Source organism: Streptomyces rectiviolaceus, from assembly GCF_039533825.1.
Lineage (GTDB): Bacteria > Actinomycetota > Actinomycetes > Streptomycetales > Streptomycetaceae > Streptomyces > Streptomyces rectiviolaceus.
On sequence record NZ_BAAAUG010000094.1, the window covers coordinates 1 to 15,214 of the forward strand.

The 15,214-nt window shown below is 71.3% G+C and carries 13 protein-coding genes; 4 read left to right on the top strand and 9 right to left on the bottom strand.

Annotated features, from left to right (window positions below):
* Window positions 1-1,305 (bottom strand): sensor histidine kinase (locus ABD378_RS26085; protein ID WP_344524372.1); only part of this gene is annotated, 1,305 nt, incomplete at its 3' end.
* Between the two features lie 334 nt (window positions 1,306-1,639).
* Here ABD378_RS26085 and ABD378_RS26090 point away from each other — a divergent pair.
* Window positions 1,640-2,188, top strand: a complete 549-nt coding sequence (locus tag ABD378_RS26090) for a YciI family protein (protein WP_344524374.1) — start codon at window positions 1,640-1,642, stop codon at window positions 2,186-2,188.
* A 63-nt stretch (window positions 2,189-2,251) separates the two neighbouring features.
* On the opposite strand, the gene ABD378_RS26095 is transcribed toward ABD378_RS26090, so the two are convergent.
* Window positions 2,252-3,463 (bottom strand): MBL fold metallo-hydrolase, encoded by a 1,212-nt coding sequence (locus ABD378_RS26095; RefSeq protein ID WP_344524376.1) that lies wholly within the window; start codon window positions 3,461-3,463, stop codon window positions 2,252-2,254.
* Between the two features lie 143 nt (window positions 3,464-3,606).
* Here ABD378_RS26095 and ABD378_RS26100 point away from each other — a divergent pair, with 143 nt between their 5' ends.
* On the top strand, window positions 3,607-4,842 hold the full coding sequence (locus tag ABD378_RS26100; protein ID WP_344524378.1) for a glutamate dehydrogenase: 1,236 nt from the start codon (window positions 3,607-3,609) through the stop codon (window positions 4,840-4,842).
* 33 nt (window positions 4,843-4,875) lie between these two features.
* Window positions 4,876-5,490 carry a TetR/AcrR family transcriptional regulator gene (locus ABD378_RS26105; protein WP_344524380.1) on the top strand — a complete coding sequence of 205 codons (615 nt, stop codon included), beginning with the start codon at window positions 4,876-4,878 and terminating at the stop codon, window positions 5,488-5,490.
* A 239-nt stretch (window positions 5,491-5,729) separates the two neighbouring features.
* Here ABD378_RS26105 and ABD378_RS26110 read toward each other — a convergent pair whose 3' ends face one another.
* Together ABD378_RS26110 and ABD378_RS26115 are read right to left on the bottom strand one after the other, a co-directional pair.
* Window positions 5,730-6,527, bottom strand: coding sequence for an SGNH/GDSL hydrolase family protein (locus ABD378_RS26110; protein WP_344524382.1), 798 nt, complete (start codon window positions 6,525-6,527; stop codon window positions 5,730-5,732).
* Window positions 6,528-6,692: 165 nt separating this feature from the next.
* Window positions 6,693-8,783 (bottom strand): alpha-galactosidase, encoded by a 2,091-nt coding sequence (locus ABD378_RS26115; protein WP_344524384.1) that lies wholly within the window; start codon window positions 8,781-8,783, stop codon window positions 6,693-6,695.
* Between the two features lie 193 nt (window positions 8,784-8,976).
* Between ABD378_RS26115 and ABD378_RS26120 the strand changes: the two genes are divergently transcribed.
* A complete protein-coding gene (locus ABD378_RS26120; RefSeq protein WP_344524386.1) occupies window positions 8,977-9,789 on the top strand; it encodes a tyrosine-protein phosphatase in 813 nt (270 codons plus the stop codon).
* A gap of 16 nt (window positions 9,790-9,805) precedes the next feature.
* On the opposite strand, the gene ABD378_RS26125 is transcribed toward ABD378_RS26120, so the two are convergent.
* From ABD378_RS26125 to ispG, 5 genes are all read right to left on the bottom strand, one after another.
* The gene (locus ABD378_RS26125; RefSeq protein ID WP_344524388.1) at window positions 9,806-10,006 is read right to left on the bottom strand and encodes a DUF6126 family protein; all 201 of its coding nucleotides are present in this window, start codon (window positions 10,004-10,006) and stop codon (window positions 9,806-9,808) included.
* The gene (locus tag ABD378_RS26130) at window positions 10,003-10,650 is read right to left on the bottom strand and encodes a helix-turn-helix domain-containing protein (protein WP_344524390.1); all 648 of its coding nucleotides are present in this window, start codon (window positions 10,648-10,650) and stop codon (window positions 10,003-10,005) included. Before ABD378_RS26130 ends, ABD378_RS26125 begins: the two co-directional genes overlap by 4 nt.
* Window positions 10,651-10,750: 100 nt before the next feature.
* Window positions 10,751-12,136: an aspartate aminotransferase family protein gene (locus tag ABD378_RS26135; protein WP_344524392.1), complete on the bottom strand. Its 1,386-nt coding sequence runs from the start codon at window positions 12,134-12,136 to the stop codon at window positions 10,751-10,753.
* Complete coding sequence (gene dxs / locus ABD378_RS26140) at window positions 12,133-14,013, bottom strand: 1-deoxy-D-xylulose-5-phosphate synthase (RefSeq protein WP_344524394.1); 1,881 nt, start codon at window positions 14,011-14,013, stop codon at window positions 12,133-12,135. The genes ABD378_RS26135 and dxs overlap by 4 nt, the downstream gene beginning before the upstream one ends.
* Window positions 14,014-14,046: 33 nt before the next feature.
* The gene (gene ispG, locus ABD378_RS26145) at window positions 14,047-15,213 is read right to left on the bottom strand and encodes a flavodoxin-dependent (E)-4-hydroxy-3-methylbut-2-enyl-diphosphate synthase (RefSeq protein ID WP_344524396.1); all 1,167 of its coding nucleotides are present in this window, start codon (window positions 15,211-15,213) and stop codon (window positions 14,047-14,049) included.
* Between the last annotated feature and the right edge of the window lies 1 nt (window position 15,214).

Sequence of the window (15,214 nt, forward strand, 5' to 3'; positions counted from 1 at the left end):
CGTCTGTGCCCTTGCCCGTACGTCGCCGGGGGCGCCGGGCGGCGCGGCCTCCGGGGCCCTCTCCGGGCGCCCGGCGCCGCCGGGCTCGCTCTGCGGCGGCTCGGTGCCCAACAGGCCCTGCGGCAGGATCAGTACGGCCTGCACGCCGCCGTAGATGTTGGTCTGGAGGCGGACGGCGATGCCGTGCCTGCGGGCGAGCGCGGAGACCACGTAGAGGCCGATCCGCCCGTCCTGGAGGAGGCTCGCGACGTTGACCTGGTCCGGGTCGGCGAGCAGGTGGTTCATCTTGTTCTGTTCGGTCAGCGGCATGCCGAGCCCGCGGTCCTCGACCTCGACGGCGAGCCCCGCCGTCACCAGGTTGGCGCGCAGCAGGACCTGGGTGTGCGGGGCGGAGAACACCGTGGCGTTCTCGACGAGTTCGGCGAGGAGGTGGATGACGTCGGCGACGGCGTGGCCGCGCAGGGTACCGGCGATGGGCGGCACCAGCTTGACCCGTGAGTACTGCTCGACCTCCGCGATGGCCGAGCGGAGCACCTCCGTCATGGAGACCGGGTTGCTCCACTGGCGGCGCGACATGGCGCCGCCGAGCACGGCGAGGTTCTCGGCGTGCCTGCGGATGCGGGTGGCCAGGTGGTCGACGTGGAAGAGGCCCTTGAGCAGCTCCGGGTCCTCGACCTCGTTCTCCAGGTCGTCGAGGATCGAGATCTCGCGGTGCACGAGGGACTGCAGCCGCCGGGCGAGATTGACGAAGACCTCGACCTTCTGTTCGCTGCCCGCGTGGCTGGAGAGCTGCGAGGCCTGCACGACGGCGGTGACGGCGACGTCCTGGGCCCGCGAAAGATCGTCGGCGAGCAGCCCGAACTCGTCGCCGTCCGGGGCGGTTCCGGCGGGAGCCCTGCGCGGCGGGGGGCCGTCGCCACGGCGCAGCTTCTCGACGACTTCGCGCAGCTCGGCCTGTCCGCGCGCGGTGGTGCGGCGCAGGGCGCCGACGCGGTCGCGTACGGAGGTGGCGGTGCGGTCGGCTGCGACGGCGGCGATCACGACGCTGAACAGGCTGATGACCCCGGCGGCGCCGAGGATGAGCAGGAGCGCGGGGTCGAGCGGTCCGGGGGCCGACCTGACGATGAACAGGACGGCGGCACCCGCGCAGAGCACCACAGCGACGGCGGGCAGTACGGCGATGCGCAGGAGCTGGGGACGTATCCGGGTCTCGGGCAGCGGCGCGGCGGTTCGGCTCCCGGGCCTGCCGTGCCGCCCGCCCTCACGGCGGTCTGCGCGGGCGGCCGGTGCACGGAGGTGAGACATCAGCGTCCTCGGTCAGGGTGCGGGCTCCGACGGGCGCGCGACGCGTGGCTTCGCGGCATCGCCGTACCGGTCGGGAGGGCACATGCAAGCTCCCTGCCAAGATCCCTGCGTCGACCGGCGAACACTCACGGTAGTCACCAACGCTTCATGTGCGGGGGGCAGTTGACAAAGTCCGGCACCCCGCGTCCCGCTCTGGTATGACACATCGCACGGCCGTCCGAATACCCCTTCGGACGCCAGTTCTGCCCGAGGGAACGCCGCCACGCCGGGAGTGTGAGCTCATCGTTGCCGAATCCCGTTGAGACTCCGCCGTCCGTTGGCGAGAGTCGGTGGCATGGAATTCTTCTGCTACCACCGCGATCGGCCCGGCTCCGTCAAGTTGCGTGACGAACTGCTCGAGGACCACTGGTCCTACATGGACCGGTACGCGGCTGAGTTGATCGCGCGCGGCCCGACGTTCGCCGCCGACGGCGAGACGCCCACCGGCAGCGTGCACGTCGTCGACCTGCCGGATCCCGCCGCCGCCCGCGCGTTCGCCTTCGACGAGCCCAACTACCAGGCGGGCGCGTACCGCGACGTGCTGCTGCGCCGGTGGCGCAACACGCTGGGGCGCACCATGTGGGATTTCCCCGGTGGCGCCACCGACGGCAACCGGTACCTGGTCATCGGCCTCGGCTCGGGCCTGGACGCCGACCTCGACGTGCCGTCCGACCGGGACGAACTGATCGCGTACGGGCCGCTGCTGTCCGACGACGGCACCACCTGGGTGGGCACGGCGGCGCTGGTCAGGGCCGCGGACCCGGGCACGGCCCGCGCCGTCCTGAACCCTGACCGGTACGCCGGGATCGAGGTCCACGACTGGGAGTTCGGCGGACGCCGGTAGCCCCCGCCTCCGGGAAGCGCCGCGGAAACCCGCGGTGCCTCCCGGCCTGCGTGCGTCAGCGCGTCAGCCGACCCGCGCCGCCTCGGGCTCTCCGGTGCCCTCCGTGCGCTCGGTGGGGGCGGAGAGCTCGGCGGCCGCGGCGGCGACATGCGGAGGCGACCAGCCGCCCGCCGGTTCCATCGCGACCCCGCGCCACCACGGCTCGGTCGGAACGGAGTCCGATGCGGGCTCGAACGGCTGGCCCGGGACGGGCAGCGCGATGCTCGCCCCCGCGCGGCCCGCCGCGGCGACCGTGCCCTCGCCGGGCGCGGACCACGGGTGCGGCGCGAGGTTGAACGTGCCCCAGTGGATCGGCAGCATCACACCGTCGGGGCGCCCGCCCTGGAGGTCCAGGTGCGCGCGCACCCCTTCCTCCGGCGTCATGTGGATGTCGGGCCAGAACTCGCTGTAGGCCCCGATCTGGATCATCGTGACGTCGAACGGTCCGTGCTCCGCGCCGATGTCCCGGAAGCCGCTGAAGTAGCCGGTGTCCCCGCTGTGGTAGATGCGGTGCTCGGGTCCCGTGACGGCCCAGGACGCCCAGAGGGTGTGCTGCGGGTTGCGCAGGCCGCGGCCGCAGAAGTGGCGTGCGGGCGTCGCCGTCAGGGTCAGGCCCGCCACCTTCGCCGTCTCGTTCCAGTCCAGCTCGCGCAGTCGGTCGGCGGGGACGCCCCAGCGCTCCAGGTGGGCACCGACGCCCAGCGGCACCGCGAAGACCGTGTCCGTGCCGACCAGGGCCTGGATGGTGGGCATGTCGAGGTGGTCGTAGTGATCGTGGGAGATCACCACGACGTCCACCGGGCCGAGCGCCGCGAGCGGCACCGGCACGGGGTGCAGCCGCTTGGGCCCGACCCAGGAGAAGGGAGAGCACCGCTCGCCCCAGACCGGGTCGAAGAGCACCCGCCGCCCGTCGATCTCGGCGAGCACACTGGAGTGCCCCATCCAGGTGATGCGCAATCCGCCGGTCGGGGGCTTGGCGAGGTCGGCGAGGGTCGTGGCGTGCACGGGGACGGTGCCCGTGGGGCCGCGCCGGATCCGCTCCTCCTTACGGAAGTAGATCTTCGCGAACTCGAGCGTCGAACCGGTGGGCCGGGTCCGCGCCCCTTCGGGGTTCTGGAAGGACCCATCGGCGAAGTTCGGCGATCTGCGGATCCTCGCGAGCCGCTCACCGGACGGATCCGCGCCGAAGGGGGCGGTCCTGAGCGAGCGGAGCCCAGAGCTCAGCGAACGGGACACAGCACCTCCTGGAAGGGGTAGGTCAGAACTCCATTATGGGCACCGCCTCCGACAGCGGCCGTCCGGAGGGGCCCGCACCGGCCACGCACCCGTCGGCGCGTGATGTACTCCTACTGATCCCTCATTCAGTAGGAGTGCGCTCCATGCCAGCCCTGCCAGCGGTGCCAGCGGTTCCCGTCGCGCCCGCCGCCGTTCCGCCCACCCCCCTGCTCTCCGTCACCTGGACCGACCACATCACCGGTCACCGGGGATTCCTGGTCATGGACCGTCTCGTACGCGGTGTCTGCAGCGGCGGTCTGCGGATGCGCCCCGGCTGCACCCTCGACGAGGTCACGGGCCTTGCCCGCGGGATGACGATGAAGGAGGCCCTGCACTACGACCCCAGCGCCCGCTACATCCCGCTCGGCGGCGCCAAGGGCGGCATCGACTGCGATCCGCGCGCCCCGGAGGCGTACGACGTCCTGGTGCGCTACCTGAGGGCGATGCGCCCGTACATCGAGAGCTCCTGGACGACGGGCGAGGACCTGGGCCTGACCCAGGACCTGGTCGACAGGGCGGCGGCGGAAGCAGGCCTGATCTCTACCGTCCAGGCCGTCTACCCCCTCCTGGACGACGAGGCGGCGGCCCGCGGACGCCTGGCGGACGCGTTCGCCGTGGAGGTCGACGGGATCGGCCTCGACGAGCTGGTCGGCGGCCACGGGGTCGCCGAAGCGGTCCTCGCGGCGCTCGACCGTGCGGGGCACGCGCACGCGGGTGCGCGCGTGGCCGTGCAAGGGCTGGGCACGATGGGCGGCGCGACCGCCCGTTTCCTCACGCGGGCGGGCCTGACGACGGTCGCCGTCGCCGACATCAAGGGCACGATCGCCAACCCGGCGGGACTCGACGTGGAGGCGCTGCTCGCCGCCCGCGACGCGCACGGCACGGTGGACCGCTCGGCCCTGCGCCCCGGCGACCGTGAGCTGCCGGGCGAGGCCTGGCTGTCCACGGAGGCGGAGATCCTGGTCCCCGCCGCGGTGTCGTACACGATCAACCAGGCCAACCAGGCGCGGATCACGGCCCGTTGGATCGCGGAGGCAGCCAACATGCCTGTCCTGCCGGAGGCCGAGCGGCTCCTCGCGGAGCGCGGGATCACCGTCCTGCCGGACGTCGTCGTCAACTCTGGGACCAACGCCTGGTGGTGGTGGACGCTCTTCGGTGACATCGGGGCCGACGCGGACGAGGCCTTCGCGCACACGCGCCGCTCGATGCGGGCCTTGGTCGACGTGATGCTGCGCCGTGCTGAGGCGGACGGCACGACGCCGCGCGCGGCCGCCCACGCGCTGGCGGCCGAACGTCTGCCGGTGATCGGGGAGCGGTTCGGCTGGTACACGAGCGCCTAGGGGTGCGGACGAACGGTGGATAGGCTGCGCGACGTGGCGAGAGTGCGGTTGAGCGTGGCGGAACGGCGGGCGGAGCTGCTCGCCGCCACCGTCGAACAGATCGAGGTACGCGGCGTGGCGGCCGTGCGCATCGCGGACGTGGCCGCGGGGCTCGGGGTGAGCAACGCGCTGGTCCTGTACCACTTCTCCACCAAGGAGAAGCTGGTGGCAGCGGCCTTCGCGCACGCCGCGGAGGGCGACCTCGCCCATCTCCGCGCCCTCCTGAGCCGTCGCACCACGGCCCTGCGCCGGCTGCGCGCCGCCGTCCGCTGGTACGCCCCCACCGGCCAGGCCAAGGGCTGGCGCCTGTGGATCGAGGGCTGGTCCGCCGCACTGCGCGAGCCCGCCCTGCGCACGGTGACGCGCGAGCTGGACCAGGAGTGGAAGGCGGCGCTGGCGGAGGTCATCGGGGAGGGTGTCGCGGCAGGCGAGTTCACCTGCCCCGACCCGCAGACCACAGCCCTGCGCCTCACCGCGCTCCTGGACGGCCTGGCGGTCCAGATGACGGCCTACGACGGCACGCTGCCCCGCGCCCGCATGCTCGCGTGGGTGGACGAGGCCCTGACGCGGGAGCTGAACCTGCCCGCGGACGCCCCGCCGGCAGACTGACCACACGCAACGAAGCCGCCTGCCCGGTTTCCCCCGAGGGCAGACGGCTCGCGCCAGGCGTCCAGAGATCGAAGTCGGCGCAGGTACAAGGTGCTCTGCCGACTGAGCTACGCCGACCCGAAGTCGACGACGGGACTCGAACCCGCGACCGCCCCATTAAGAGTGGAAGTAACCCGCGCCTTCGCACCTGGACGCTTTCACCGTAGCGATCGCCGCCCGCGCGGGCATCAGGTTTTCCCTCAGGACGCGGACTCGATGTGCATCCGGACGGTGTACGGGTCCACGCTCCCCTTCGCCTCCACGTGATCCCCGGACGACTCGCCCCGGAGCCGCCGCCCGAACCACGGCACCAGGTACTCGCGCGCCCAGTTGATGTCGTCGCGCCGCACCTCGAGCGTGCCGCGCGGCGGCTCCGGGGGCCACGGCTGGTCCGGGTCCGCGGGGACCTCCAGGCCCAGGACCTGGGCCGCGCGCAGCGCCACGCGCGTGTGGCCCTCGGCCGAGAGGTGCAGGCGGTCGCCGTCCCAGGCGCGGCGGTCCTGGATGGTCTTGAGGGACCACAGGTCGAGGACCGGGCAGCCGTAGCGGTCGGCGATCGCTCGGACATGGCCGTTGTACGTGGCGATCTTGCCCCGCAGGTGCTTGAGGACCGGCACCCCGCGGGTGTCGAACCCCGTGGTCACCATGACCGTGCCGACCGACGACGTGAGGTCGGCGACGGCCCGCTCGAACCGCTCGGCGACCTCGTCCGGATCGGTGCCCGGACGGATGATGTCGTTGCCGCCCGCACAGAACGTCAGGAAGTCAGGGCCAAGATCCTTGGCCAGAGGTACCTGGTCCGCGACGATCTGGTCGAGCAGCTTGCCGCGCACGGCGAGGTTGGCGTACCGGAAGGTGTGCTCCGGCATCCGGTCGTCGAGCAAGACGGCAAGGCGGTCGGCCCAGCCGACGAACGTTCCGTCAGGACCGGGGTCCCCCACGCCTTCGGTGAAGCTGTCGCCGACCGCTGCGTAGGAGGTGAATGTGTCTGGGATCAAGGATGTCGACTCTGCTCTCACGTCGGCATATCTTTCACCTCGCTAAGTGACCTACGCCACCGTAGGGAGGGGTTGACGGGGGGTGAGATAAGCCACCGGTCAAGTTTCGTCCAAGCCAGGAATACACAGCGGGCCCCTGCGCCGCTTACATCCGACGGAAGCGGCTCACACCCGACGGAAGCGGAACACCGCCGCGTCCAGGTCCCCGCGCAGCCCCGTCCGCAGTCCGTGATGCAGCAGCACCGCGCCCCGGTGGACCTTCCCCGTCTCCTGGCACTCGTACGCCGCCGTGGCGTCGAGCCCCCGCAGCCGCACCCGGGGCGGCTCCTCCCCGTGGGCCTGCGCCCGCAGCCAGGCGAGGACCACGGTCTGCTCGCCGTGGACGTACTGCACCGCGCTGAGCGGCTCCGACGGCGGGCGCAGCCGGTAGAGGTCCCCGAGCTGCACCACGGGCCTGATCTTCTTGTAGAGGTCCACCCAGTCGCCCGCTTCGGCGAGTTCGGCCGCGCTCCACTCCATGAGGTCGCCGCCGATGCCGAGCACTCCCGCCATCGCACTCACGAAGCGGAAGCGCAACGTACTGACCCTGCCGTTGAGCTGCGTGTTCGGGCTGTCCGTCACCCACGCGGCCATGACCCGCGCCGGGTGCAGCTGACCGAAGCCGTCCTGGATCGCCAGCCGGTCCAGGGGGTCGGTGTTGTCGGAGGTCCACACCTGGTCGGTGCGGGAGAGGATCCCGAGGTCGATCCGGCCACCGCCGCCCGAGCAGGACTCGAAGGCGACGGAGGGGTGCGCGGCCCTCAGCCGGTCCAACAGCCCGTAGAGAGCGTGCACATGGGCGTTCCAGATCCCCTGCGGGTAGCGTTCGCCCGGCCAGCCCGCGTCGGTGAAGCACCGGTTGAAGTCCCACTTCACATAGTCGATGGGCGCACTGGAGAGGAGCGCGTCGAGCTGCTCCCACAGGTACTCCTGGACGTCCGCGCGGGCGAGGTTGAGCACGAGCTGGTTGCGGAACTCCGTGCGCCTGCGGCCGGGTTGGTGCTGCACCCAGTCGGGGCGCGCCCGGTAGAGATCGCTGTCCGGGTTGACCATCTCCGGTTCGACCCAGATCCCGAACCGCATGCCCAGCGCGTGCACGTCGTCTGCGAGCGGCTTGAGACCGCCGGGGAAGCGGTCCGGGTTGGGCGTCCAGTCGCCGAGCCCTGCGCGGTCGCTGACGCGCTGCCCGAACCACGCGTCGTCCACCACGAACAGCTCGGCCCCCATCGCCGCGGCCCGCCCCGCGAGCGCCCGCTGCTGCTCCTCGGAGATGTCGAACCCGGTGGCCTCCCAGGAGTTGTAGAGCACCGGGCGCGGCACATCGGCGTCCGGGATCACGTGCGCGCGCTGGTAGGCGTGCCAGGCCCGGCTCGCCCCGCCGAAGCCGCCGTCGCTCCACAGCCCGGCGAAGACCGGCGTCACCGTCTCGGTGCCGGGCATCAGCAGCTCCTGCCCGGAGTCGTCGTGCCCCCGGCCACCTGTGATCTGCACGGCGCCGTCCGGCAGTTGGCTCACCCCGATCCGCCAGGACCCCGACCAGGCGAGCGCGCAGCCGTAGACCTCGCCGCGCTCCTCGGTCGCCCCCTCGGCGTCGAGCGCGACCCAGGGCAGGTGCTGGTGCCCGGTGTGCCCGCGGCGGCTGCCGATGACCTTCTCGCCGTACGTGATCTCCGAGCGCACGAGCCGCGACTCGGCCGCCCAGCGTCCATGGAGCTGCGAGAGCCGCCAGCGCTCGCGCGAGGGCAGCGTCCACGTCGCGGAGTCGGCGCGCAGCAGCTCAAGTCCGGGTGCGTCCGCGGGCCCCTCGTGGCGCAGGACGGCGAACCGCTCGATGACGTCCCCACGCGCCTGGTAGACGAGCGTGACCCCCAACTGATGGACCGCGTCGGCAAATTGGAGACGCAGCTCGTCGTGCTCGGCCACGGCTCCCGAGAACCCCCACTCACTGCCGCGTACCCCTGCGCCCCGTACGGAGAGCGCGGGACGCACGAAGCGCCGCCCGCCCTCGACCGGATACTCCTCGCGCCCGTCGAGCCGCGACTCGAAGGCCCACTCCTCCGGCAGCGGCTCCGCCGCGAGCGCCTCGGCGTCGGCGAGCGCGATGCGCGGCCCCCAGTGCAGATGGAGCAGTTCGTCGTCATCCGTGAGCCGCAGCGCATAACTGCTGGTGGGCCCCGAGAGCAGCCACGTACGACCGTCTTCGCCGACCTCGATCATCAGTCCCCCACATACACAGACACAGGTCCGACCCGATCCGCACAGGCACGCGCGCGTACGCACATCATCAAGGGGGATCACCTGTGAGGCAACGCTCATGCACCGGCAGTGATTGCCTCAGGAACCCATGTCGTATGGTCGAAGTCGCACCCCACCGGCGAGTCGCGCCGGCGGCCGGACGGGAGGAGCCCCCGTGACGCAGCAAGTCCCGCCGACAGAGCTGTCGGACTCGGAGCCCGAGCTGGCCGGAGTCCGCAACTTCCGTGACGTGGGCGGACTTCCGACCGTGGACGGCCGCCGCGTCCGGCAGGGCCGGCTCTTCCGCAGCGGTCACCTCGCACACGCCACGGCGGCCGACGCCGCGTTCCTCTCCACCCTGGGCCTGCACACGATCTACGACTTCCGCAACGCGGCCGACCAGCGGCTCGAAGGCCCGGACGTCGAGCTCCCCGGCGTACGCAACGTGAACCTGCCGCTGACCGACCCGGCCCACGGCGCCGAGTTCTGGACGATGGTCCGCGACGGCGACCTGGACCAGCTGCGCGCGGCCCTCTCTGACGATCAGGCCGCGGGGCGCATGACCGCCACGTACCGCGAGATCATCAAGGACCGCACCGCCGAGCACAGCCGAATACTGCACGAGATGGCCGCGGACAGCGTCCCCGCCCTGATGCACTGCGCCGCGGGCAAGGACCGCGCGGGCCTTTCGATAGCCGTCACGCTCCTTGCCGTAGGCGTCGAGCGCGAGGCCATCGAGGCGGACTACCTGGAGTCGAACGCCACCCACCGCCGCTACAAGGTCCGCCGCGGCGACAACTCCCCCAGTGCTCTGTCCCCCGAGGTCATGCAGCTGCTCAGCCCGCTCTTCGAGGCCCGCGCCGAGTATCTGACCGCTGCTTTCGAGACGATCGAGCAGACCTGGGGCGACACGGAGACCTACCTCACCGAGGGCCTCAAGGTGACCCCGCAGATCCGCGAGCGGCTGCGCGAGCACCTGCTGGACTGAGCGGGCCCGCGTACGGCTACTGGTTCTGCGCGCCCAGCGAGAACAGCAGGTAGATGAAGGCCGCGAAGAGGTGGCCGACGGCCACGTAGATGATCAGCCGGATCCAGAGTCCGCGGGGCAGCTTCTCCTCCATGGACATTGCCTTCTTGGCGGGCGCGGGCGCGGGCCCAGGCCCCGGCTCCGCCTGGCCGGGCTGCTGCGCTTCAGGTTCCGTCATCGCGGGTCTCCCGTGGTGGGGCTGTGCGGGGTCCCGCCGAGGCACAGCGCGGTGGCGGGACTCTGCAGCAGGGTGTGGACGAAGAGCAGGTCGGTGCCGAGGTGGTCGGCGGCGGCGATCCGGTGCGGGGTCAGCGAGTCGAAGTGCGCGCTGTCCCCGGGCTCGAGCGTGTACGTGGTGTCGCCGAGCCGCAGCCGAAGGCGCCCCTGGAGGACGTACAGCCACTCCTCGCCGGGATGGACGCGCACGATGTCGCCCTGCGCCCCGTGCGGCACATGCACCCGCAGCGCCTGCATGCCGCGTGCCGGTGCGCCCGCCTGCCAGTAGGTCCAGCCGCCCGCCCGTGTCGGCTCCATGTCCGCGGCGCGGACGATCGCGTCCCGGTCGGCGGGCGTCTCGCCCAGGAGCTCCGAGACCGTCGTACCGTAGGTACGGGCGAGCGCGAGCAGCATCGGCAGGGACGGCTGGCGCTGCCCGGTCTCCAGGCGGGAGAGATGGGCGGGCGAGAGCCCGGCGTCGCGGGCGGCGGCTTCCAGGGTGAGGGACGCGCGGCGGCGCAGCTCGCGCAGCTGGGGCGCGACGGCCGGCAGCGCTTCTGCCGCCTCCGGCGGCTCGACGGGCTCGACGGGCTCGGCGGTGCTCATACCTTGATTGAGCCAGGCCCTTGCCCCCGAGGCAACTTTCTTGCCTCAGAGGCAAAAGCCCCCGGCCCTGGTGTGCGGCGCCTCAGCGGTGTGCGGCGCCTCAGCGGTTCGCGACCGCCTGTTTCACCAGCGTCTTCCCGAAGTCCCACATCAGCGTGCCCCCGCTGTGCGCCTCGTCCATCACCGCGGTGAAGGCCTCCACGAAGCGGTCCACCTCCCGCTCCCCGACGGTCAGCGGCGGGATCAGCTTGATGACCTCCAGATGGTCCCCGGAGACCTGGGTGAGGATGCGGTGCTTCTGCAGCAGCGGCACGACCACCATCTGCGCGAAGAGTCCCTTGCGCGCCGCCTGCAGCATCGTCCAACGGCTGCGCAGCTTCAGCGACTTGGGCCGGCCGAACTCGATGCCGATCATCAGGCCCCGGCCGCGTACCTCGCTCAGCAGCTCATAGCGGTCGACGAGCGCGCCGAGCCGCGCTGCGAGGAGCCCACCCGTCACGCGCGCGTTCTCGACGATCTTCTCGTCGTCCATGACGGACAGGACCGCGAGCCCGGCCGCCATGGCCTGCGCGTTGGACCCGAAGCTCGCCGAGTGCACGAGCACCCGGTCCATGGACGAGAAGACCTTCTTGAAGATCCAGTCCTTGCCGAGGGTCGCGCCCACCGGCACATAGCCGCCGGACAGCGCCTTGGCGACGCACACCAGGTCCGGCTCGACGCCTTCCTCGTGCTGGTAGGCGTAGAAGTCGCCGGTCCTGCCCAGGCCCGTCTGCACCTCGTCGGCGATGAGCAGCGCCTTGTGCTGACGCAGCAGCTCCTGGGCGGCGCGCAGATAGCCGGGCGGAGTCTCGTGCACGCCCTTGCCCTGGATGGGTTCGAGGATGAGCCCGGCCACGTCGCCCTTCTTCAGCTCCTCGCGCAGGGCGTCCAGATCGCCCAGCGGGACGGCCGTGTCGGGGAGCAGCGGCGCGAACCCGTCCCGGAAGCCGGACTCGCCGTTGACCGAGAGTGAGCCGGTGGTCAGGCCGTGGAAGGCGTGCGTGCAGTACAGCACCCTCGGCCTGCCCGTCGCGTACCGCGCGAACTTCAGCGCTGTCTCGACGGCCTCCGTGCCGCTGTTGCCGAAGAACACCCGGTCCAGGTGCGGGCTGTGGGTCAGCAGCTTCTCGGCGAGGAGGCCGGGCAGCGGCTGGCAGTCGAAGCGCGTCAGGTCGGCGAGCGAGGCGTCCAGGACGTCGTGCAGCGCCTTGCGCACGACGGGGTGGTGGCGGCCGAGGCCCATCACTCCGAAGCCCGCGAGCATGTCGAGGTAGTCGTTGCCGTCCGCGTCCCAGAAGTACGCGCCCTCGGCCCGTTCGTAGACCTTGTCGAAGCCGATGGTCTGCAGCATGCGCGGCAGCTGATGGTTCAGGTGCCGCGCGTGCAGTTCGTAGCGCTCGGCGCCCCGCTCGGCGAGGAGTCTGCCGAGGTCGAACTCCTTGGTCATGCTCCGTGCTCCTTGGCTGCCAGCGTGGCGCTGATGCGCCCCGCGATCTCGACCGGCGTGAGCCCTATGTCGGCGAGCACCTCGGCGCGCTTGGCGTGCGCGAGGAACTGCTCGGGGATGCCGAACCGCCTTACGGGTACGTCGACTTCGGCCTCGCCGAGCGCGAGGGCGACGGCGGCGCCGACTCCCGCAGCCCGGCTGTTGTCCTCGACGACCCCCACGACACGGTGCCGTGCGGCGAGTGCGGGCAGTTCGGCGTCGACCGGCTTGACCCAGCGCGGGTCGACCACGGTGCAGCCGAGGCCCCGCTCCCGCAGCAGCTCCGCGGCCCGCAGACAGACGGGCGCCATCACGCCGACCGCCACCAATAGCACCTCGGGGTCCGGGTCGTCGCACAGCACGTCCATGCCGCCGACCCGGTTCACCGCCGGGATCGATGGACCCACCGATTCCTTGGGGAAGCGAAGCAGCGTCGGCGCGTCGTCCACGGCCACCGCTTCCCGCAGCTGCGCGCGCAGTTGGTCCGCGTCGCGTGGCGCGGCGATCCGCAGGCCCGGCACGACCTGGAGGATCGACATGTCCCACATGCCGTTGTGCGAGGCTCCGTCGACACCCGTGACCCCGGCCCGGTCGAGCACGAAGGTGACCCCGCACTCGTGCAGCGCGACATCCATCAGGAGCTGGTCGAAGGCCCGGTTGAGGAAGGTGGCGTAGACGGCGACGACGGGGTGCAGGCCCCCGGTCGCGAGGCCGGCCGCCGACACCGTGGCGTGCTGTTCCGCGATCCCGACGTCCCACACCCGGTCGGGGTAGGCCTGGGCGAACTTGGTCAGGCCGACCGGGCCCAGCATGGCCGCGGTGATCGCGACCACGTCGTCCCGCTCGGCCCCGATGCGTACGATCTCGTCGCCGAACACCGAGGTCCAGGAAGGCCCGTTGGAGGGTGCGAGGGGCTCGCAGGTCAGCGGGTCCATCACGCCGACCGTATGAAAGCGGTCGGCCTCGTCGGCGAGCGCGGGCTCGTAGCCGCGCCCCTTCTCGGTGAGGCAGTGGATGAGGACGGGGCCGTGGAAGCGTTTCGCGCGTCGCAGCGCCGACTCGACGGCGCCGGTGTCGTGCCCGTCGATCGGCCCGACGTACTTGAGCCCCAGGTCCTCGAACATGCCCTGCGGCGCGAAGGCGTCCTTGAACCCCTTCTTGGCGCCGTGCAGCGACTCGTACAGCGTGTGTCCGACGACGGGTGTGCGCTGGAGTATGTCCTTGCCCCAGGCCAGGACCCGTTCGTAGCTGTCGGTGGTACGGAGCGTGGCGAGGTGGTTGGCGAGGCCGCCGATGGTGGGGGCGTACGAACGCTCGTTGTCATTGACGACGATGATCAACGGCCGGTCCTTCGCGGCCGCGATGTTGTTGAGCGCCTCCCACGCCATGCCACCGGTGAGCGCTCCGTCCCCGATGACGGCGACGACATGGCCCCGCTCCCCCAGGACCTCGCGCGCCTTGGCGAGGCCGTCGGCCCAGCCGAGCGCGGTCGAGGCGTGGCTGTTCTCGACGATGTCGTGCTCGGACTCCGCGCGCGAGGGGTAGCCCGACAGGCCGCCCTTGCCGCGCAGCTTGGAGAAGTCCTGCCTGCCGGTCAGGAGTTTGTGTACGTAGCTCTGGTGGCCGGTGTCCCACACGATGCGGTCGAGCGGCGACTCGAAGACCCGGTGGAGTGCGATGGAGAGTTCCACCACCCCCAGATTGGGCCCGAGGTGACCTCCGGTCCTGGCGACCGCGTGCACCAGGAACTCCCGGACCTCCTCGGCCAGTTCGTCGAGCTCGGACTCGGTCAGCGCCTTCAGATCGCGCGGCCCCCGAATGGTTTCCAGAATGGTCATGCTCGGGCCCCCTCTCTGGTTCTTCGGTTCTTCTCAGCTCACGGTGACGTCGGGCACCCCTGAGGTGACGCCCTCGTCCTCCATCTGCGCGGCGATCTTCATCGCCTCCTCGATGAGGGTCTCCACGATCTTCGACTCCGGGACGGTCTTGATGACCTCGCCCTTGACGAAGATCTGCCCCTTGCCATTGCCGGACGCGACGCCGAGATCCGCCTCACGGGCCTCCCCAGGACCGTTCACGACACACCCCATGACCGCGACGCGCAGCGGCACTTCCATGCCGTCCAGGCCCGCGGTCACCTCGTCGGCCAGCTTGTACACGTCCACCTGGGCCCGCCCGCAGGACGGGCAGGAGACGATCTCCAGGCGGCGCTGCTTGAGGTTCAGCGACTCCAGGATCTGGATGCCGACCTTGACCTCCTCGGCGGGCGGCGCGGAGAGCGAGACCCGGATGGTGTCGCCGATGCCCTCGCTCAGCAGCGCGCCGAAGGCGACCGCCGACTTGATCGTGCCCTGGAAGGCAGGGCCCGCCTCCGTCACGCCGAGGTGCAGCGGATAGTCGCACTGGGCGGCCAGTTGCCGGTAGGCGTTGACCATGACCACCGGGTCGTTGTGCTTCACCGAGATCTTGATGTCCCGGAAGCCGTGCTCCTCGAAGAGCGACGCCTCCCAGAGCGCCGACTCGACGAGCGCCTCCGGGGTCGCCTTCCCGTACTTCTTGAGAAGGCGCGCGTCCAGGGAACCCGCGTTGACGCCGATCCGGATCGGCGTACCGGCGTCGTTCGCGGCCCGCGCGATCTCGCCCACCTTGTCGTCGAACTGCTTGATGTTGCCGGGATTCACCCGCACCGCCGCACACCCGGCGTCGATCGCCGCGAAGACGTACTTCGGCTGGAAGTGAATGTCGGCGATCACCGGGATCTGCGACTTGCGCGCGATCGTGGCCAGCGCGTCCGCGTCGTCCTGCGTCGGGCACGCCACCCGCACGATCTGGCAGCCGGACGCCGTGAGTTCGGCGATCTGCTGCAGCGTCGCCCCGATGTCGGACGTACGCGTCGTCGTCATCGACTGCACCGACACCGGCGCGCCACCCCCCACGGCCACCGGCCCGACCTCGATGCGCCGCGAGACGCGACGCTCCGAGATCGGCCGGACCGGCAGCTCAGGAAGGCCCAGTGCGACAGGCGTTCCAGGGGTCATG